Genomic DNA, 19,408 nt, shown 5'->3' on the forward strand with positions numbered 1-19,408 from the left:
TTTTGGCGGCAACACAATCAAGCTGCCTGTTCTTTCATGCTCCCGGCGGAGCGTTCCGCGTAATCCGCGGCCGCAAATCGCAGTATGTCTGAGTTGCACCAGTCGGCAGGAATGTCCAAAAATCGGAAATTTCCGAAAATCCTTATGAAACTGACTGAAAAATGCAGTACAATCACGCCCCTTTTAGCCAGCCAGGAACTGATATGCCATCCGTACAAGTTCGACAAAACGAGCCGTTTGATGTCATTTTAAGACGATTTCGCCGGGCCTGCGAACGCGCAGGGGTTTTTACCGAATCCCGCCGTCGCCAGTGCTACGAAAAACCGACCACCATCCGCAAAAGAGATGGTGATGCTGCGGTTCGACGGGAAATGAAACGGGTATCTCGTCAAAGAGCCCGGTACAAACGTCTTTATTAGGGGCGTCTCACCGCCGATGAGTCTAAAGGAAAGCTTGCTGGCTGACATGCAAGCGGCCATGCGGGACCGGCAGGTCGTCCGACTCGAAACCATCAGACTGCTGCGAGCGGCGATTCAACGCAAAGAGTTGGATGAGCAAATTCAGCTTGATGACCAAGGCGTGCTACAAATAATCCAAAAAATGGTCAAGCAGTGTACCGATGCTGCCGAGCAATTTACAAAAGGCAACCGGGAAGACCTCGCGGACAAGGAAAGAGCCAATATTGCCATATTGGAAACTTACTTGCCAGACTACTTATCTGGGCCGTTATCCGATCACGAAATCGACCGCTTGATTCAGGAGGCGATTCAACAATCTGGCGCCACCACCATGAAAGACCTGGGCAAAGTGATCGGGCTGGTTAAATTAAAAGCCCAAGGCCGCGTGGAAATGGCAGCGGTCAGCGCCAAGATAAAATCCCTGCTTGCCTGAGCCTGCTTGCCTGAGTGTTTCCCATTACCGCGACCGACATTCAGCGCGGCTTAAATGCGCGACAAATACTCCTGCACTTTGTAAAGCGCGGCGATGCTCTTTGCGTCATCCATTTCGCCGGCATCGACCATTGCCTTGATTTTGTTTATGGACAGCCAATGCGTTTCCATAAATTCGTGAGCTTCGCGGGCGGCTTCGCCTTCGGCCAGGTCGGTGGCGAGGAATATATGCAGCCGTTCGTCGCAAAAGCCGGGCGTGGTCAGGATTGAGCCCAAAGCGTGCCATTGTCTGGCGCTGAATCCGGTTTCCTCTTTGAGTTCGCGGCGCGCGGTTTGTTCTGCGGGCTCATGAATTTCGATGATGCCGGCCGGAAACTCCCACATCCAATCATTCACGACCTGGCGATACTGCTTGATTATGCAAAGGTTGTTTTTGTCATCCATCGCCACAACCACCGCACCGCCGGGGTGTCGAACAACTTCTATTGCCATGATTTCATCATTGGGTAATTTTGATGTCTCCAGCCCAAGATCGATCACGCTGCCGCGATAAATTGCTCGTCGATTAGGCTCGTTGGCGAAGGCGATTAATGAAGGCTGATAATCTTCCGGTGCGCGATAACCGAGCAAGTTGAAAACCGTGGCGGCCACATTAGCAAGCCCGCCCTCAAGGTCGCCGCGGAGTTGATAGGCGTCATCGCCCGCGCTATCAACTGCGCTATCAACTGCGCTATCAACTGCGCTATCAACGGCACTATCAACAATGGCAAACGGCACCGGATTTAGCGAATGAGATGTTCTTGTGATTCGTTCACCGCCCTTTTCGACGAACATTTCATCGGCATTGCCGTGGTCCGCGGTGAAGATCAATATGCCGTTGTTTCTGTTCACGCATTCGACCAATCGCCCAAGGCATTTATCGACACATTCCAGCGCCTGCACCGTGGCCGGAATATCGCCGGTATGCCCGACCATGTCGCCGTTGGCGAAATTGATTCTGCCGAATTTGTATTTTCCGGAGTCGATCAATTCTATGGTGGCGTCGGTGATTTCCGCCGCTTTCATTGCCGGCGCCTGGTTGAACTCGCAATTATCCGATGGAATCTCGATATAGGTTTCAAGGGATTGGTCGATGTAGCCGGATTTGTTTCCATTCCAGAAATAGGTGACATGACCGAATTTTTGCGTCTCGCTCACGGCAAAAGTGCGCATGCCTTCGGCGCACATGAATTCCACCATGGTGCGCTCAATCAGCGGCGGATCGACCAAATAGTTTTTAGGCACTTTGAGATCGCCATCGTATTGCAGCATCCCGCAAAAATAGACTTGCGGGCAATCGCCGCGGTTGAATTTGGAAAATTCCGCGTCTTCCATGTCTTCCATGGCCTGGGAAATTTCAATGGCGCGGTCGCCACGAAAATTGAACAAGACCACGCCATCGCCCGACGCCATTTTCCCGACCGCGCCCCGGTCGTCGACCACCACGAAAGGCGCGATATACTGGTCGGAAAGATTCGGGTCGGCGGCGTATTGCCGACTCACTTCGTCCGCTACGCCGGCGACTTCGCGGCCGATGCCCGCGACCTTGCCTAAAACATGGGCGTCAAATCCGAGTTTCACCATGCCCCAATCCGCTTGGTAGCGATCCATGGTGATGGCCATGCGGCCGCCGCCGGAGGCGATGCGATAATTAAAATCTCCCGATGCATTCACGTCATCCAGGGCGTCCTGAAGTTGCCCGAGATATTTTGGCGCCGACCTTGGATCGACATCGCGGCCGTCCAGCAAGGCGTGCACGCACACCGAAGCGATGGCCGATTGTTGGCATCTCCTCACCAACTGCAATAAATGGTCGATGTGGGAATGCACATTGCCGTCGGACAGCAGTCCGAGGAAGTGGATGGTTTTGCCGCGCTTGCCGCGCGACTCGATTTCCTGCCAGCACGCGCTTTCGTAAATGCGCCCGGACTCAAATGCCGCATTCACCAGTTTCGCGCCCTGAGCAAAAATACGGCCGCCGCCCAGCGTGTTGTGGCCAACCTCGCTGTTGCCCATGTCGGCATCCGAAGGCAAGCCGACATGCGTGCCGTGGGCATGCAGTTGGGTGCTGAGCCTGGATTTCAATAACGCATCAATCACCGGCGTGTTGGCCAGGGAAAGCGCATTGGCGGGCCCTGGCTCAGCCAGACCCACGCCGTCGGCAACCACCAGCAGCAATGCGCCCTTTCGTCCCTTGAACGTGACCAGTTTTTGCAGATGCATCAGGGTAGGTTTATTTCAGAAAAAATAATTTGTCATTATTATATCAACTGCTGACGCAACTGCCGAAGCGCTTTTCCGCGATGGCTATGTTTGTTTTTAACCGATGCGGAAAGCTCGGCTGCGGTGCAGCCTAAATCGGGAATATAAAAAACCGAATCATATCCAAATCCATTGTTGCCGGCCGGCGCTTCGGCAATGCGCCCGTCCCAGCAGCCATGGAAAATGGCGGGCGCGGGGTCGTGCGCGTCCTGCACCATGGCGATGACGCAATGGAAACGCGCGCCGCGAAATTGCGCGGCCACGCCATCGAGCGCGGCCAATAGTTTGTCGATATTGTCCTGAGGCGTGGCGTTTTCGCCGGCATAACGCGCCGAATGGACCCCCGGCCTTCCCCCTAAATAATCGACCTCAAGCCCCGAATCATCGGCGATTGCCGCCAGGCCGGTGTGACGGCTGGCATGGCGCGCCTTGATTAATGCGTTTTCGACGAAACTAATGCCGGTTTCATCCGCATCGCCCACGCCATCACCCACGCCATAATCGCGCTGCGAAGTTATTTCGTGATCCGAATCGCGCAGCAGTGTTTGGAGTTCCTTGAGTTTGCCCGGATTGCTCGTGGCCAGAACAATCTTCATGGTCAAATAAAAATAGCCCGCAAAAACCGAATCAATCGCGCGCCAAACTTGAGCGTTGTATTTCGAACAAAGACCGGCACGCTTGCTGGGCATGATCCAGCATTTCATCCATCGCCTCCCGCGAGAACGGCGCTCGTTCGGCGGTGCCCTGGATTTCGATATACCCGCCAGCATCATCCATCACCACATTCATGTCGGTCTCGGCATGGCTGTCTTCAATATAATCCAAATCCGTCACCACTTGGCCGTTGTAGACGCCGACCGACACCGACGAGACCGCGCGATGAATCGGATTTTTTTTGATCTTGCCGGCGGCGATCAACGTGTTCACCGCGTCAACCAATGCCACATAAGCGCCGGTTATCGCGGCCGTGCGCGTGCCGCCGTCGGCTTGCAGCACATCGCAGTCGATGGTTATGGTGCGCTCGCCCAGCGCTTTGGCGTCGACCGCGGCGCGCAGAGAGCGGCCGATTAATCTTTGAATCTCCAGGGTGCGCCCGGATTGCCGGCCGCGAGTCGCTTCCCGCGGCATGCGCTCATTGGTTGAACGCGGCAGCATGCTGTATTCGGCGGTGACCCAGCCTTGTTTGGCGTTGCGCAAGAAATGCGGCAGCCGATCCTCAACGCTGGCGTTGCAAAGCACGCGCGTGTCGCCAAAGCAAATCAAAACCGAGCCCTCGGCATGCTTGGTGTAATGGCGGATAATGCTGACCGGACGCATCTCGTCCGGCGTACGATTGCTCGGGCGGGTCATGTTAATTTTTGCAGGCGATTTTTTTAGTACAGGGGAGCGAATTATACATTACCCCAAGCCGAACGCTATTTTACTGGTCCGTATTTAGTTCCCCAATAACCTACTATTTTAGTTGTTAACCCCTTAACCTCTTCAGCGTTGTTAACCGACAAAAGCGGCGTGGCAAAAAAACTGCCTTGTAGTGGCACCGGTTTCTCCTTCTGATTTGGGCAGAAGTTAATCACTTTGCGATCCATAAGATCCATATTCATGTGGTCTTGTGTGTTGATCTTTATTTTTTCTTCGTTTGTATATGTAAACTCCTCTCCCTCATTGAAATAAACCCGCTTTAGCCACCCGTATTCATAAGCAGTTCGCCTCTTATCATTCTTGTTTTCGAGAACACCTAAAATTAGGCGTGGCAACACATCCCCAGACTCCGGGTGAAAGAAATTAACCGTAACACAAAGCCAACGACCGTTATCTTGTTCTTTTTTATGCTGGAAAAACAAAGCGGCGTATCTTATTGGCCACTCTTTCGGGTATTCTATACTCTTTGATGTTTCGGTGCCGATGCCGTTCCCGGGCATCACACTTTCAAAACCACGTGCAGCTAACTCAGCAGAGAAATTCCTCAGCAGAAAGGATGTTTCTCCATAAATTTTAATAACGTTGTTAAATGCGTTTATAATATTTTTCGTCGCGTCTAGATTGTTTGGCATCATGCTTTTCTCCCATTGAATGTGAATAAAAATTTCAAGCGTTTTGTTGATAAAAAATTGTCCCTGGAACGATATTTACTTCATTTAGTTTTAATCCTGAAAAACCCATACCCCTCTCATAGAAAATCACACCGGAAACGCGGTCGACTTTTTGTATATCCAACCCCCTAAATCCTTCAAATCCTCTCATTCCTTTTCTGTGTAGCAATCGTTCAATATCTTCCAGTATCAATTTTTTGTGTGGATCTAAGTCTTTGTTCTTTTCACAGCAGTTTTTGATTGTTTTACGAACATCGACCCAAGACAGCCAATATGTGTTTTCTTGATAGCGCTTTTTGTATTCTTTGCAAATTCGGTTATAACTTATTGTCAGGTCATCCTTTGGCATTGTCCGATGTGCGGTAAGATAAATCAACGATCGCTTTTTGAAGTCGCCTTCGTATTCCATCAAATCCTGAAACTCCCTCGCCAATTGATCGGATGTGGTGGGTTCATCGGCATCTTCGTCGTAACTCCCGGACTTCCCTGACAAATACTTGGCTTCAATCATCAACAGATGATCGTCGTATTTTATAAGCACATCCGGTTCCGAGCACTCCATCCGCGGCCAAAAGCAAACTTCAGGTTCGCCACGCACGAAACTAACTTCAAGTTTTTTTCTGCTGCCACTATAAAGTTGCGCTTGGCACAAGACAGGCAAAAGCCCTTCACAAGACGGCAAATAGCGCAACGGCCCGAACACATCCGAAGTGAGCAAGTCCTCAAGGCGGTCGGATATATTGCTACCGCTGCCACTAATTTTTCCGTGTATTTCCGCTATTGTCATCATTTCACCTCAATCAATGTTTATAGATATCATATATCTCTTCGCTCTGCGCCGCGAATTCTTTCCTCAACGAACTTGGGCCAAGCACTTCGACCGCGCTGCCAAAACCGAGCAGCCACCAGCGCAATTCCGCGGTGTCGGCTATGGTCGCTTCGATCAACACGCCGCCCTCTTTTTTGCGGGTGATTTTCTGGTCGGCGGATAATTTCGATTCGGTTAAATGCAGCGCGGCGGCTTTGGAAAACACGGCGCGCAACTTTATTTTCTTGCCCAACACCGGATAGGAAAATTCCTTTTGCTCGTCAACATGACGTGCCAAGTCGAAGCCGGCGATTGACTTGGCGCGCTTGTCCAACAAGGCGGCATTGCTCATGCGATGCAGCGCGTAATGCCGCGGGTCGTTATAATCCCACGAGGTTGCGACCAGATAAACGGTTGCGCCGCGCACCACGATGCCGAGCGGATTCAACACGTGATGTTTCGCCGCCGCGTATTTCAAACTCTCGTCAGCCACTGAATGTTTCGATAACGCCAACCGAACCAAGCAAACAAAATGCACATAGTCGGGCGGCTGATCGATAAGATGAAGCAGAAAGCGCGGTTCGCTCGCGCATAACCGAAGGACCCATGCGCTCACCCAATGACGCTTGCCGAACAAGCGATGAACGGTCCACGCCGGGTTTATCGTTCTGGCAAGTTGAACCGGGGTCGCGGTTGTTTTTTCAGCATTATCTTTTGCATTGGCCTCTTTTTCGTCGTCATCTTTTGCATCATCAGCAACGCTCGCGCCGACCGCGGAACTAACGGGAAACTGGCAGATATTGCTTTGCCCGATTTGATATTTTGATGTCATTGTCGTCTCCCGCTGTCGCTTTGGAATCATGTATTCGGACACGATAATCCATCTATGCGACATAGTGGGTCGCCAAAAACACCGATTTTCGCTAACGGCTAAAGCGGCGTTTCTATTGTTGACAGGCGGGCTCGCTGAACAAGATCCGCCGCATGTTGCCGCCAGCAAGGCTAAACATTGCGGATGGTGCTAAATTGACAGAATGCTTTTGCTGCGGCGGGAAATCTTAAAATTCACCGACCGCGATTGCCTTCCGCCAACATCGAAAAAGCATCGGGGAGATTCGCCGCTACGCGAATTAGTTTATCCATCGCTTCGCTTTGCATGGCGTCTCCTCTTTCGTATTTTGAAAACGCGTTTGGTCCGCCGCCAAAAATTTCGGCGGCGCGTTTTTGCGTGAGTTTCAGTTTCTTGCGAATATCCTTGATCTCCGTGCTGGTCAATAGCCCGATGCGTCTGCGCTTTGCATCGGCGATTTTTATCTCGTTGCGAATGATCTGGTCGGTCAAAACGGGGTCGCAACCGCACGAATCGCAAAGGCAACATTCCAAGCCCTTGACTTGAAATGGCTTGCCGCCATCTCGCGGTTTGAATTTGCCGATGAAGGTCGACGCGGTTAATTTTCCTTTCCAACAAACAGGGCAGTCAGTGGTTAAAAGTTTCATGGTAAATTCCTAGTGAAGGTGGAAAGAGGCGACAAGGATAGTTGTGCATTTTTCATCGAATCCGAGTTTGATATAAAGCTCATCGGGCTCGGTTGCCGAAGATTTTCTCGATGACCACTGGCAATGATAGACATCATGACAAGGTAGTAATTTGTCATATATCCAGGATTCGCGATAGTTTTCCGGAGTTAAATTTTTCAAACATTCACAAACATCCAGCAACGAATAACCAAGATTTTCGATGTCGTTGGTCACTGTTTCGTCGCAAAATGAATTTGTCGGCGGCTTGCAAGACGATGTAAATGTTCAAGCGAATACTCGGCGGTTTTGCGTTTTTTCAGGTTGGAAGTAACCATTATGGTTATTTTCTATTCGATGTCAACACGGAAAAGACGAAAATGTTTAGTTTTGTTCTGGCTGATTTCCCTGAAAATGGCGCTTAACGCCGGCACGCCATTAAATTCATCATCTCAAAGGCGATGGTCGCTGCCGCCAATGCCGTGATTTCGGCGTGGTCATAAGCGGGCGCGACTTCGACGATGTCCGCGGCGATGAGGTTCAGTCCTTGCAATCCGCGAATGATGCTGAGCAGTTCGCGGCTGGACAGCCCGGCAATTTCCGGCGTGCCGGTGCCGGGCGCATGGGCTGGGTCGAGCACATCAATATCGATGGATAAATATAATGGATTGTTCCCCACCCGCTGCCGAATGCGTTTAACCACATGCTCGACGCCGTGGGATTGCACCTCATCGCAATGCACGACCTTGAACCCAAGTTCCCGGTCCTGTTGCAAATCTTCCCGACTATACAAGGGGCCACGAATTCCCACATGTATCGAGGCATCATCATTAAACAATCCTTCTTCCGCGGCCCGGCGGAATGGCGTGCCGTGGGTATAAGGCGCGCCAAAATAAGTGTCCCAAGTGTCGAGATGCGCATCGAAATGCACCAATGCTACCGCGCCAACCTGTTTATTCACAGCGCGCAATAATGGCAACGCGATGGTGTGGTCGCCGCCGAGGCTGACGATGGAGGGCGCGCGCGTGAATAATTCGGTGGCCGCGGTTTCGATTTGCGCAATGGCTTCATCAATATTAAATGGATTACATCCAACATCCCCGGCATCCGCGACTTGCAGCGTCTTGAAAGGTTCGACGTCGTAAGCCGGGTGAAAATTAGTGCGCAAATGCCGGGAGGCCTGACGGATTGCCTGCGGCCCAAAGCGCGCACCGGGCCGATAACTGGTGCCGGAGTCGAATGGAATTCCCAAAATGGCGACATCGCAATAGGGCACATCGCGCAGTTCGGGCAATCGGCAAAATGTGGACGGCCCGGCATAGCGGGGTATTGCAGTTCCGCTAACCGGCTCAATAGGGGGTGTTTTTTTATCGTTCATGAAAAAAATGCTCGCGCTTGCGGTTTTGTGCCGGGCAGTATAGCATTATCACGCAGCCCGATATTGAGTCGCACTTGCTTTGGCTTGTTACAAAAACCCAACCATGAAACTGCTTACAAAAACAACTCTTGCGCTTGCATTTTTGTGGAGCGCGTCGGCGAGTTATCGCGACCAGCGCACATGAAATTCGGCATCGTCATCAACGAAGGACCTTACACCCATCAGGCAAGCGACACGGCGTATCACTTCACGCGCGCCGCGCTGGCGGCCGGGCATGAAATATTCCGCGTGTTTTTTTATCATGACGGCGTCAACAACGGCACGCGACTTACCGCCCCGCCGCAGGATGATCGCGACATTGTCACGCGTTGGTCGGCGCTGGCCAAGGAGCACGATCTTGATTTGGTGGTGTGTGTGGCGGCGGCGCAGCGTCGCGGCATCGTCGATGCCAACGAGCAAAAAAGACACGGCAAGGACGCCAACAACATCGCCGACGGCTTTCGTATTTCCGGACTCGGGCAACTGGTTGAAGCCGGCATACGCGCCGACCGACTGGTTGCCTTCGGCGATTAGCCGTGATGAACGAAATGCACCACGCTGGCGCAAGCCCCGACAGCGCGGGTGCGGTGAAGAAGTTCATGTATATCAATCGGCGCGCACCGCACGGTTCCAACTATGCCCAAGAGGGGCTTGAGGTCGCCCTGGTCGGCGCGGCGTTTGATCAGGATGTGTGCATGGCGTTCATCGACGATGGCGTGTTCCAACTTAAGCGCGGGCAGGACACATCGCAATCCGGCATGAAGAATTTTTCGCCGGCCTACCAAGCCTTGAGCGACTACGGCATCACCAGTCTGTATGTGGAAAAAGAGTCTTTGCAGGCGCGTGGCTTGAGCGCCGATGATCTCATGCCGTTAACCTATGAAGATCAGGATGACGACTACAGTGAAAAACCATCCGTTCGTGTGGTTGATAGTGAACAACTCGCCGACCTCATCGCCGAGCAGGATGTGCTACTGAACTTCTAGCCATGCTGCATACCGTGAACAAATCGCCGTTCGAGAAAAACAGTTTCAGCACCAGTTTGCGACTGGCCAAGAAGGGCAGCGATATTTTGCTGATCGAGGACGCAGTCTATGCGGCATTGAAAGATTCGGCGCTAGAAAAAACCGTCAAACAGGCGGCATCAAGGCACAACATTTATGTTCTTGAGCCAGACCTGATGGCGCGCGGACTGCAACCGGCGCGTCTCATCGACGGCATTCAAATGGTCGGATACGCCGGGTTTGTCGATCTCGCGGTGAAAAATGACAAAGTCCAAGCCTGGCTATAATCACCGCCAATCATTTATCACGCTTAATTTTTTCTGATAGGATTGCATAATGACAGCGTTTGTCGAATTTAACGGTCGTATTTACGACACCGATGAAGAGGGTTATCTCGCTAACTTGTCCGATTGGAGTCCTGAGATCGCTGATTATATGGCCAAGCTTGATGATTGCGATTTGGACGAGAATCACTGGGAGGTGATTAATTTTCTGCGCGCCTATTACCAGAAATATCAAATCGCGCCGGCGGTGCGCGTGTTGACAAAATTTATCGGCAAAGAACTGGGCAAAGACAAGGGCAACAGCAAGTATCTTTATCAATTATTTCCATATGGCCCGGCTAAACAGGCCTGTAAATATGCTGGATTGCCCAAGCCGACTGGTTGTGTATAAGCGGCGCCCACAGGCTGCGAACAGCATACCCATTGATGATTAGCGGCTTCGGAATGGTTTGATCGGCAATTGTATGTGTTCACTAATTCACTGCCTTGGTGTGTTCCTTTCCAGTGGTGTTTTAGCACCGCCCTCTCGGCCGTCATTCTCGCCGGCAGGCGGGAATCCAGTTGAATAAAGAGTCCGACGCAGTCGGACACAAAGCCGGCGACTTCGCCGCCGAAATAAGGAGTTCGGCTACGCCGAACGGTTTAATAACTGGATTGCCCGGCCAATAATAATATGGGCCGGGCAATGACGGATTGGGAGATAATGGTGCATCGGAAGGCAAAGAGTCCTTTTGAGAAGACAATGGTAAACGAGAAAAAACTGTCAGCGAAATAGTGAGCTTATACAGCAATGACAACTTCAACCACAATCACCTTCGCGGTCATGTTTTACCTTGCCACCGCTGTACTGGTGCTCGGGGTGGCGCGCAAAATCATTCAATACGCGCGCACGCCGGCGCCGCTTAAAATACCGACCACGCCGGCACCCACCACCAAAGCCGGGGTGGCCGCTCGGCTGTTTCGCGAAATCGTTTTGTTCGAGAGTTTATTCAAGGGCAGCAAATGGACCTGGCTGTTTGGCTGGCTGTTCCACTTCGGCTTGCTCATCGTTTTGATGCGCCACTTGCGCTATTTCACCGAGCCGGTGTGGTGGCTGGCGGCGGTGGTCAATAACATCGGTGTTTATATGGGCTGGGTCATGGTCATTGGATTGCTGGGATTGTTAGCCCGACGGTATTTAGTGGACCGAATTCGTTATATCTCTTCGCCGTCTGATTTTTTGATGTTGTTCTTGATCATCGCTATCGGCGTCAGCGGATTGTTAATCAAGCATGTATTTCATAGCGACATCGTTCAGCTCAAGGCATTTATGCTGGGTTTGATTAAGTTCAACTGGCAGCCACTGCCGCCTGACCCGATACTGCTCATTCATCTATCCCTGGTCATTGTGCTGATGCTGATTTTTCCGATCAGTAAATTGTTGCATGCGCCCGGCATCGTGTTTAGCCCGACCCTAAACCAAGTCGACAACCCGCGCGAGCATCGTCATGTTACGCCTTGGGCGAATCCTGAGTTGCCTTCGCGTACCGATAAGCGTTAGCGATGCAAACATGAAAGTCGAGTTTGAAGTTCCCGCATTGACAGAATTTCCGGAAATCCCGGTCATTATTAATAATGCGATGGCGCACTGCCAGCCGTTTGTCGCCAAGCCGGAACATCAGGCGCAGTTGGGTTATCCCGGGGAACTGGTCGAGGACTGGCACGATAAAGCCATCGACAAAATGCGCGACCTGCTCGGCAAGTTTCGCTCGCTCAGGGTGTTTATGGATACCTGCGTCAAGTGCGGCGCCTGCACCGATAAGTGTCATTATTATCTCGGCACCGCCGACCCGAAAAATATGCCGGTGGCGCGCCAGGATTTACTGCGCGCGGTATATCGCCGCTATTTCACCTTTGCCGGCAAGTATTTCCCAAAGCTGGTCGGCGCCGTCGATTTGACCGAGGAAGTGATCGCCGACTGGTATCGATATTTTTATCAGTGTTCAGAATGCCGTCGCTGCGCGGGTTACTGCCCCATCGGCATCGACACCGCCGAAATCACCATGGCCGCGCGCGAAATCCTCGACCACATCGGCATCGGTCAAAAATACAGCAACGAAATAATTGGCAAGGTGCATAAGATTGGCAACAATCTTGGACTGCCGCAAGCGGCGCTCGCGGATACGCTGGCGGGGTTGGAAGAGGATATACAAGAGCAAATCGGCGTCGCCGTGAAACTGCCGCTTGATCGAAAAGGCGCGCAAGTATTGCTGGTGACGCCGTCCGCAGATTTTTTCACCGAGCCGCATGTCGATGGGCTGATCGGCTATGCCAAGGTGTTTCATCGCGCCGGCATTGACTGGACCTTGAGTTCCTACGCCTCCGAAGCCGCAAACTTTGGCGTTTTTACCGGCTCATACGAGCATATGCAAAAAGTGGCGATGCGGATTCGAGACGCGGCGCTGGCGCTCGGCGTGCAACGCATCGTGGTTGGCGAATGCGGCCACGCCTGGCGCGTCGCCTATAGTTTTTGGAACAGTTTGATCGGGCCGTTTGATTTTCTCGACCCCGACTATCCGGTGCCGCAGCATATTTGCGAACTGACTTACGATTTGATTCAGCAGGGCGCATTGAAATTCGACCCCGAAGTGCACCGCGATAAAGTCATCACTTTCCACGATTCCTGTAACGTGTCACGCGGTTCGCGGATGGGCAACACGCCCGGCGGTCAGTTCACAATTCCGAGAGAGATTATTAAGGCGTGTAGCAACAACTTCGTGGATATGGCTGCGGACACAATCCGCGAAAACACGTTTTGTTGCGGTGGCGGCGGTGGATTGCTGACCGATGATTTGCTGGAGCTTAGAGTCAAAGGCGCCATGCCACGCGCTCAGGCGTTGCAGCAGGTGATCGAAGACTATGGGGTCACCCACATGGCGGCCATCTGCGCCATCTGCAAAAGCCAGTTCACCAAAGTCCTGCCGATGTATGGCATGGGCATGGACATGGTGATCAGCGTTCATCAGTTGGTCGGCGACGCGCTGATTATGGATAATGAGCAGTGCCGGAAATAACCATGACCAGGTCCGCCGCCGACAAAACACTGACGTTGCTAAAATTTGCGGCGCTGTTGGGTTTGTGCTTGGCTGGAATGTCACTGGCAGCTGATTATCGCGACGGGGTTGTTCCCGATTTTCCGGCTGCGGTTAAAGGGGAGCAGTGTGTTGCGCCGGTGGAAGTGATGCGCCGCGATCATATGACGCTGTTATTTCATCAGCGCGACCGCACGGTGTATTTTGGCGAGCGCGCCACGCCGTATAGTCTCACCGGATGCCTGTCCTGCCATACCCAAAAGGATGCGCGCGGCGCGTATATTCCGATTAACGCGCCCGGCCAGTTCTGTCAGTCCTGTCACTCGTTTGTCAGCGTGAACATGGATTGTTTTGAATGTCATGCGACAACGCCACGCCAGCGCGCCGTGTTCAAGCATCCTGCCGTCGATGAACAGAACTAAATTTAACATTAACATGACCGAAACATGACCGACAAAAAACTATCCCGACGCGAAGTCCTGACGGCCGCGGGCGCCGCATTACTGACCCTCGCGCCGGGGGTAAAACTGGTTGACCTCGCGGTCGCCGCTTCCAAAGCCAATGCCGCCAAAGAGGGCGCAACCGATCATTTAGTGCGTTGGGGAATGCTGGTGGATGTCAATAAATGCGCCGACGGTTGCACAGATTGTGTTGACGCCTGTAACAATGAACATGGATTACGTGGCCAAGGCGATCACAACAGCCGACCCGAAACCGACGCCCAGTACATTCGCGTACTCGATATCAAGGACAAGACAACCGGCAAGCAGTATTCATTGCCGATGATGTGCCAGCATTGCGAGACCGCGCCCTGCGTTGATGTGTGTCCTACCGGCGCATCATTTCGGCGCGAAGACGGCATCGTGTTAGTCGATAAGCATACCTGTATTGGCTGCCGATATTGCATGCTGGCTTGTCCTTATAAAGCGCGCTCCTTCGTCCACGAAAATCTGACCGACCAGGTGCCGACTACGCCGAGAGGAAAAGGCACGGTCGAATCCTGCAACTTTTGTGTGCATCGAGTCGATCGAGGCGAACAGCCAGCCTGTGTGGAAGCGTGCGGAAAACCCGGCCATCAAGCGTTATTGTTTGGCGACATGAACGATCCTGACAGTGAACTCTCCCGGCAACTGCGGGAAAAATCAACCACTCAGGTCAGAGATGATCTGAACTTGAATACCGGTGTTCGGTATCACGGCATATGACCGCAGGTATTTGACTTATGGCCCGACTCAGACATGCCACGTTCTCAAGCAGCAGCATCGGTTACCGAGTGCTGTTGATCGCGCTGGGGGTGTTGGTCATTAATGGCCTGTTGTCTGCGCGATACATGGATCAAGCAGGACATTGGGTTACCGGCATGAGCAATCAGGTGGTTTGGGGCGTGCCGCATATTTTCGCCATTTTTCTAATCGTTACCGCGTCCGGCGTGCTCAATATTGCGTCGCTATCATCGGTGTTTGAGCGCGATGTTTACAAGGGCGAGGCTTACACAGCCTGGGCGCGATTATCCGCTCTATTGGCGATCACATTGTTGCTAGGCGGAGTATTGATTTTAGTGCTGGATCTCGGTCGTCCAGAGCGTCTCATCGTGGCAATGACGCACTACAATTTCAAATCGGTTTTTGCCTGGAATGTTTTTTTATACACCGGTTTCGTATTGATTGCAGTGGTGTATCTGTGGATGATGTTTGAGCAGCATATGCATCGCTTTGTGCGCTCGGCAGGTATCGCGGCATTCGCCTGGCGTATTTTGCTGACCGCCGGCAGCGGCGCCATTTTTGGGTTTTTGGTGGCGCGGCAGGCATACGATATGGCAATTATGGTGCCTTTGTTTATTGCCATGTCGCTGAGCTTTGGCAGCGCATTTTTTGTTTTGATATTGGCCTGGTTGCATCAACACGCCGACTCTAAACAAAAAATGGCGAAACAAAAAATAGAGTTGTTGACACGATTAAGACTTCTGCTCGGAAATTTTGTTATCGCGGTTTTATTTATTACCGCGCTCTATCATTTAACGAAATTGTATGCCACTGAACTGCATGACTTTGAAAAATTCATATTGATAGACGGCGGCATTTACCCGGCGATGTTCTGGTTCGGACAGGTGCTGATCGGTAGCGTTGTGCCCTTGCTGCTGTTGTTCTGGCGCTCGAAAATTTCGGGGAAGATTTCAACGGAAATTTCAATGCGGCGATTGGTAAGCGCCAGTGCAATGGTCATCGTCGGCGGATTTGCTCAACTCTATGTCCTCATCATCGGCGGTCAGGCCTATCCGCTGGAGATGTTCCCCGGCATGGAGGTGTCCAGCGGTTTTTTTGATGGCGAGATTGCGAGTTACACGCCCAGTTTTCCTGAATTCGCGTTAGGATTTGGCGGCATTGCGTTTGCGTTACTGCTCACGATTCTGGCGTTGCGCGTATTGCCGTTTTTGCCTTCGGAAGATCAACTTTCCGGCAATCAAACCTAACCTTGACGCTGTTTTCCCAAGTTCTGGAAGCGAGACAAGTAGGATGAACAGCGAAGCAATGAGTTTAAAAAGCGGCATCGCTGCATTTGAGGCCAAAAATTTTACCCTGGCAGTGACACTTTTGTCGCCGCTCAGTGATGCCGGCGATGCCGAGGCACAATACCGAATGGCGATCATGTATCAACATGGTCTGGGGGTCGTGGTCAACGAACTGCTGGCGTTTAAATGTATGGTAGCTGCTGCGAAACAGGATCTGAGACTCGCGCAACATGGCTTGGGATTCATGTATTTAGAGGGCGAATGTATTGGCAAAGACGCGACCAAAGCGGTTGAGTGGTTTACCCGATCAGCAGAGCAGGGGCTGGTGGGCTCGCAATCTACATTGGCCATGATGTATGAAGAAGGGCGTGGCGTTGCTGTGGACCGGGAAAAAGCCAGACAATGGTATCGGCGCGCCGGCTTCGCCGATAAAGCTAATGAAATATAGTGTTGCGGCTGAACTGAATTTTGTTGATGATGATGCGCGTGCAATTTGTTTGCGTGATTTTATAATGACTGGATAGGGGGTGAGCGATGAGCGATTTTGATCGAGAACTGGATGCGCGCGGGCTCAACTGCCCGCTGCCGATTTTGAAGGCGAAGAAGGCGTTGGCAGGACTTGAGCCGGGCCAGACGCTGCGGATCTTGGCGACCGACCCGGGCTCGGTAAAAGATTTTGAAGCGTTTGCGAATCAAACCGGCAACGAGTTGCTGGAATCGTCTCAATCAGAAAACGAATTCCAATTTGTATTGAAAAAAATAACCGGTTAAAGCGTTGGCCACGCGGTTAGCGATTTTGTTTTTTTGTTGGTTCAAGATACTTTAAGGCACAGTGAAATGGTCATACCTAATTGTTCTATAAATGAAAAACAAGCATGTCATTCGTTGCCGAATTTCGGGGAATAAATTCAGGGCGATTCCACGGCTGTTTTGCCTTGATATCGAGGCTTGCAAAGTCGCTAAAATCACCGGCATCTCTGGCCCAGCGACCAGCCGATTGTATACTCAAATCAGACAACGCATCGCCGGGCAATGCGAGCATATGTGTTCACTAATTCATTGCCCGTTGTGTTCCTTTCCAGCGGTGTTTTAGCGCCGCCCTCTCGGTCGTCATCCTCGCATCGAACGGAGCGGCATCAAAGCAAAGGAGTCCGGCTACGCCGGACAGCATATTCCACTGGATTGCCCGGCCAATAATAATATGGGCCGGGCAATGACGACCCTTATTTGTCATTCTCGCCGGCAGGCGGGAATCCAGAGTGGCGAAGCCGCGATAATAAGGAGTTCGGCTACGCCGAACGGTTTAATAACTGGATTGCCCGGCCAATAATAATAATATGGGCCGGGCAATGACGACTCTTTAATTCGTCATTCTCGCCGTAGGCGGGAATCCAGTTAAAATATGTCGTCCGGCGTAGCCGGACCCCTTTGAAAGAGTGTGCGTTTCGCTTCAATATGCGCCGCGAAAATAGGTGTCAATATCTGCTAAAATCTATCCGAAATCACCGCTTAAAGTATCTTGAACCATTTTATTTGACCTCCATACCATTGCAAGCGGCTACCAGCGATGAATGATATAGCCAACCCACAATCGCGTATGCGGGCGTATCTACAACTTGTTGCGACCGGACCGGAACTAAGCAAATCACTTGACCGGGCTCAGGCTGAAGATGGCATGTCGATGATTCTCAATGGCGAAATTGATGCGGTTCGGGCCGGCATATTTCTGATCGCGCTGCGCATGAAACGCGAGAGCGACGCGGAGAATATCGGTATTTTAAATGCCTTGATGGCGCAGTTGCGGACGCAACAAACCGCATCGCCCGAAATTCTGGCCGTGGCCGACCCATTCAATGGCTGCCTGCGCGGCATGATCGCAACGCCCTTTCTGCCGGCGCTGTTTGCCGCATGTGGTTTGCCGACCTATATCCATGGACTTGAGTCGGTCGGTCCAAAATATGGCATTACGGCACGCATGGTTCTGGCCGCGGCCGGAAAAAATGTGGACCAGGACTTAAGCGACGGCGCGGCTTGCCTGGACAATGCCGCGGTGGGCTGGTGCTATCTCGACCAGAAACACTATATCCCGCGTCTGCACGACCTGGTCGAGTTGCGCGATGCCATGGTCAAGCGAAGTTGCTTGTCAACGCTGGAAGTCGTATTGCGCCCGTTGTTTGGCGCGCGCGCAACCCATCTGCTCACGGGATTTGTGCATAAGGTGTATCCGCCGATTTACGCGCTGCTGGCACAGCATTGCGGATTCGATTCGGCCATGATCATTCGCGGCGTCGAAGGCGGGTGCATCCCGTCGCTGAGTCAGGTGTCGCGATATTTCGCGTATCGGAATGACCGCGATGATGACGGCGTAAAACTGCACCGGCTGGCGCCGCGGGAACTGGGCATTGAGCAAAATGCGCGCATGGTTGCCATTCCGAATCGGTTTGCTTCTGCAATGAAACAAACCGGTTTTGGCAAGACGCGAGCGCTTGATGCTGTGGCGGCGCATAATCTGGAACTCGGTCGCGATGCGCTGGCAAACAAGCCGGGCGCCATGCGCGACAGTTTGGTTTATGGCGCGGCGATTGGGCTTGCGCATGTCGGGTTGGCGGCGAGTTTGGCGGATGGCGCACAGCGGGCCAGGAAAGCAATCGCCAGCGGAGACGCGCTGGCGCGCTTTCAAGCCGGTTAATCCGAATAAGGATGATAGCGGTGGCGGCATTATCTGAAGGGTTATATCGGGCTAGTTGTTCAACATGCCACCAATGACCGTATCATCGAATATCAAGTTACTCGAGGTCGCCCCGATCGCTTTAGTTATAAAACAGAAGGGGCTGTCCTAGATAACTAACCCATATCGTTTCTAACCCATTGTTTCAATTGATTTAATTGAGACTTCGGGTCACTGTTGTTAAAACGCCACTCACACTCCTTCAAAAACAGCGGAAAATGACCCCTCGGAACCCCGTTAAACTTGCGTAATTGCCGCTTCGCCTGGCTCCAAAAATTCTCAATGCCATTGATGTGATTCTGCTCGTCGGCAAACATTTTGCTATGATTAATACGCAGATGCTTAAACTCAGATACATCCAGCACATTATAACCGCGAAATGAATCGGAATAAACCACGCTGTCCGGCTTCACCTTGCGCCGAATAATCGGCATCAGGGTTTTACTCCGAGCATCGGCTATGGGCACCGCACACACCCTGCCATCTCGTTTAAGCAAGCCAAATACCGGTGCCTTGCCACTTGCCCCGCGACCGCGCTTGCCTTTGCGTTTTCCACCAAAATAACTTTCATCCACCTCAATCTCGCCGGCCATCAACCCGCCATTGTCATCGTTGCGATAAATCAGATCACGAAGACGGCGAAAATAATAACTGGCAGTCGTCTTGTTAATACCCACTAACGACGCGGCCGTTCTGGCTGTCGCACCCGCCACAAATAACTCAATTAATCGATTTTGTTTATACTGGCTTAAACGACTCTTTCTCATTCCGCTATCCTACGATAAATTTAG

At 52.1% G+C, this 19,408-nt stretch carries 27 protein-coding genes; 15 read left to right on the top strand and 12 right to left on the bottom strand.

Annotation, left to right across the window (positions count from 1 at the left end; genetic code table 11):
• Positions 1–203: 203 nt before the first annotated feature.
• Both rpsU and ACP158_RS11470 read left to right on the top strand, forming a co-directional pair.
• Positions 204–419 carry a 30S ribosomal protein S21 gene (rpsU, locus tag ACP158_RS11465; protein ID WP_423906993.1) on the top strand — a complete coding sequence of 72 codons (216 nt, stop codon included), beginning with the start codon at positions 204–206 and terminating at the stop codon, positions 417–419.
• 16 nt (positions 420–435) lie between these two features.
• A complete protein-coding gene (locus ACP158_RS11470; protein ID WP_424946259.1) occupies positions 436–891 on the top strand; it encodes a GatB/YqeY domain-containing protein in 456 nt (151 codons plus the stop codon).
• A 50-nt stretch (positions 892–941) separates the two neighbouring features.
• On the opposite strand, the gene gpmI is transcribed toward ACP158_RS11470, so the two are convergent.
• The 9 genes from gpmI to speB all read right to left on the bottom strand — a co-directional run bounded on the left by gpmI (position 942) and on the right by speB (position 8,982).
• The gene (gpmI, locus tag ACP158_RS11475) at positions 942–3,152 is read right to left on the bottom strand and encodes a 2,3-bisphosphoglycerate-independent phosphoglycerate mutase (protein ID WP_424946260.1); all 2,211 of its coding nucleotides are present in this window, start codon (positions 3,150–3,152) and stop codon (positions 942–944) included.
• A gap of 38 nt (positions 3,153–3,190) precedes the next feature.
• Positions 3,191–3,787, bottom strand: a complete 597-nt coding sequence (rdgB, locus tag ACP158_RS11480; RefSeq protein ID WP_424946261.1) for an RdgB/HAM1 family non-canonical purine NTP pyrophosphatase — start codon at positions 3,785–3,787, stop codon at positions 3,191–3,193.
• 31 nt (positions 3,788–3,818) lie between these two features.
• Positions 3,819–4,547 carry a ribonuclease PH gene (gene rph, locus ACP158_RS11485; protein ID WP_424948457.1) on the bottom strand — a complete coding sequence of 243 codons (729 nt, stop codon included), beginning with the start codon at positions 4,545–4,547 and terminating at the stop codon, positions 3,819–3,821.
• Positions 4,548–4,606: 59 nt separating this feature from the next.
• Positions 4,607–5,245 carry a hypothetical protein gene (locus ACP158_RS11490; protein ID WP_424946262.1) on the bottom strand — a complete coding sequence of 213 codons (639 nt, stop codon included), beginning with the start codon at positions 5,243–5,245 and terminating at the stop codon, positions 4,607–4,609.
• Positions 5,246–5,276: 31 nt separating this feature from the next.
• Positions 5,277–6,068: a hypothetical protein gene (locus tag ACP158_RS11495; RefSeq protein WP_424946263.1), complete on the bottom strand. Its 792-nt coding sequence runs from the start codon at positions 6,066–6,068 to the stop codon at positions 5,277–5,279.
• Positions 6,069–6,081: 13 nt separating this feature from the next.
• Positions 6,082–6,921 carry a helix-turn-helix transcriptional regulator gene (locus tag ACP158_RS11500; RefSeq protein WP_424946264.1) on the bottom strand — a complete coding sequence of 280 codons (840 nt, stop codon included), beginning with the start codon at positions 6,919–6,921 and terminating at the stop codon, positions 6,082–6,084.
• 233 nt (positions 6,922–7,154) lie between these two features.
• Entirely contained in the window at positions 7,155–7,586 is a 432-nt protein-coding gene (locus tag ACP158_RS11505; protein ID WP_424946265.1) for a type II toxin-antitoxin system MqsA family antitoxin, read from the bottom strand.
• Between the two features lie 9 nt (positions 7,587–7,595).
• Complete coding sequence (locus tag ACP158_RS11510; RefSeq protein WP_424946266.1) at positions 7,596–7,841, bottom strand: hypothetical protein; 246 nt, start codon at positions 7,839–7,841, stop codon at positions 7,596–7,598.
• A gap of 184 nt (positions 7,842–8,025) precedes the next feature.
• Positions 8,026–8,982, bottom strand: coding sequence for an agmatinase (gene speB / locus ACP158_RS11515; RefSeq protein WP_424946267.1), 957 nt, complete (start codon positions 8,980–8,982; stop codon positions 8,026–8,028).
• A 180-nt stretch (positions 8,983–9,162) separates the two neighbouring features.
• Here speB and tusD point away from each other — a divergent pair, with 180 nt between their 5' ends.
• The 4 genes from tusD to ACP158_RS11535 are packed head-to-tail and all read left to right on the top strand — an operon-like array spanning position 9,163 to position 10,700.
• Entirely contained in the window at positions 9,163–9,555 is a 393-nt protein-coding gene (gene tusD, locus ACP158_RS11520) for a sulfurtransferase complex subunit TusD (RefSeq protein ID WP_424948458.1), read from the top strand.
• Between the two features lie 14 nt (positions 9,556–9,569).
• The gene (tusC, locus tag ACP158_RS11525; protein ID WP_424948459.1) at positions 9,570–10,007 is read left to right on the top strand and encodes a sulfurtransferase complex subunit TusC; all 438 of its coding nucleotides are present in this window, start codon (positions 9,570–9,572) and stop codon (positions 10,005–10,007) included.
• A 2-nt stretch (positions 10,008–10,009) separates the two neighbouring features.
• Complete coding sequence (gene tusB / locus ACP158_RS11530) at positions 10,010–10,312, top strand: sulfurtransferase complex subunit TusB (protein ID WP_424946268.1); 303 nt, start codon at positions 10,010–10,012, stop codon at positions 10,310–10,312.
• A 49-nt stretch (positions 10,313–10,361) separates the two neighbouring features.
• Positions 10,362–10,700 carry a TusE/DsrC/DsvC family sulfur relay protein gene (locus ACP158_RS11535; protein ID WP_424946269.1) on the top strand — a complete coding sequence of 113 codons (339 nt, stop codon included), beginning with the start codon at positions 10,362–10,364 and terminating at the stop codon, positions 10,698–10,700.
• 142 nt (positions 10,701–10,842) lie between these two features.
• Here the strand turns inward: ACP158_RS11535 and ACP158_RS11540 are convergent, their stop codons facing one another.
• Positions 10,843–10,995, bottom strand: a complete 153-nt coding sequence (locus tag ACP158_RS11540; protein ID WP_424946270.1) for a hypothetical protein — start codon at positions 10,993–10,995, stop codon at positions 10,843–10,845.
• Positions 10,996–11,099: 104 nt separating this feature from the next.
• Here ACP158_RS11540 and ACP158_RS11545 point away from each other — a divergent pair, with 104 nt between their 5' ends.
• The 8 genes from ACP158_RS11545 to ACP158_RS11580 all read left to right on the top strand — a co-directional run bounded on the left by ACP158_RS11545 (position 11,100) and on the right by ACP158_RS11580 (position 16,982).
• On the top strand, positions 11,100–11,849 hold the full coding sequence (locus tag ACP158_RS11545; protein WP_424946271.1) for a respiratory nitrate reductase subunit gamma: 750 nt from the start codon (positions 11,100–11,102) through the stop codon (positions 11,847–11,849).
• A gap of 10 nt (positions 11,850–11,859) precedes the next feature.
• The gene (dsrK, locus tag ACP158_RS11550) at positions 11,860–13,362 is read left to right on the top strand and encodes a sulfate reduction electron transfer complex DsrMKJOP subunit DsrK (protein ID WP_424946272.1); all 1,503 of its coding nucleotides are present in this window, start codon (positions 11,860–11,862) and stop codon (positions 13,360–13,362) included.
• 2 nt (positions 13,363–13,364) lie between these two features.
• Positions 13,365–13,802, top strand: coding sequence for a hypothetical protein (locus ACP158_RS11555; RefSeq protein ID WP_424946273.1), 438 nt, complete (start codon positions 13,365–13,367; stop codon positions 13,800–13,802).
• Between the two features lie 24 nt (positions 13,803–13,826).
• A complete protein-coding gene (gene dsrO, locus ACP158_RS11560; RefSeq protein WP_424946274.1) occupies positions 13,827–14,585 on the top strand; it encodes a sulfate reduction electron transfer complex DsrMKJOP subunit DsrO in 759 nt (252 codons plus the stop codon).
• A gap of 17 nt (positions 14,586–14,602) precedes the next feature.
• The gene (gene nrfD / locus ACP158_RS11565) at positions 14,603–15,850 is read left to right on the top strand and encodes an NrfD/PsrC family molybdoenzyme membrane anchor subunit (RefSeq protein WP_424946275.1); all 1,248 of its coding nucleotides are present in this window, start codon (positions 14,603–14,605) and stop codon (positions 15,848–15,850) included.
• A 43-nt stretch (positions 15,851–15,893) separates the two neighbouring features.
• Positions 15,894–16,337, top strand: coding sequence for a tetratricopeptide repeat protein (locus tag ACP158_RS11570; protein ID WP_424946276.1), 444 nt, complete (start codon positions 15,894–15,896; stop codon positions 16,335–16,337).
• Positions 16,338–16,423: 86 nt separating this feature from the next.
• Positions 16,424–16,660, top strand: a complete 237-nt coding sequence (locus tag ACP158_RS11575) for a sulfurtransferase TusA family protein (protein ID WP_424946277.1) — start codon at positions 16,424–16,426, stop codon at positions 16,658–16,660.
• 91 nt (positions 16,661–16,751) lie between these two features.
• Entirely contained in the window at positions 16,752–16,982 is a 231-nt protein-coding gene (locus tag ACP158_RS11580) for a hypothetical protein (RefSeq protein WP_424946278.1), read from the top strand.
• On the opposite strand, the gene ACP158_RS11585 is transcribed toward ACP158_RS11580, so the two are convergent.
• Complete coding sequence (locus ACP158_RS11585; protein WP_424946279.1) at positions 16,941–17,123, bottom strand: hypothetical protein; 183 nt, start codon at positions 17,121–17,123, stop codon at positions 16,941–16,943. The genes ACP158_RS11580 and ACP158_RS11585 overlap by 42 nt on opposite strands.
• 333 nt (positions 17,124–17,456) lie before the next feature.
• Between ACP158_RS11585 and ACP158_RS11590 the strand changes: the two genes are divergently transcribed.
• Positions 17,457–18,578: an anthranilate phosphoribosyltransferase gene (locus ACP158_RS11590; RefSeq protein ID WP_424946280.1), complete on the top strand. Its 1,122-nt coding sequence runs from the start codon at positions 17,457–17,459 to the stop codon at positions 18,576–18,578.
• Between the two features lie 155 nt (positions 18,579–18,733).
• Here the strand turns inward: ACP158_RS11590 and ACP158_RS11595 are convergent, their stop codons facing one another.
• A complete protein-coding gene (locus ACP158_RS11595; RefSeq protein ID WP_424946281.1) occupies positions 18,734–19,384 on the bottom strand; it encodes an IS1595 family transposase in 651 nt (216 codons plus the stop codon).
• Between the last annotated feature and the right edge of the window lie 24 nt (positions 19,385–19,408).

This window comes from Candidatus Spongiihabitans sp., assembly GCF_965247905.1.
GTDB lineage: Bacteria > Pseudomonadota > Gammaproteobacteria > Arenicellales > Poriferihabitantaceae > Spongiihabitans.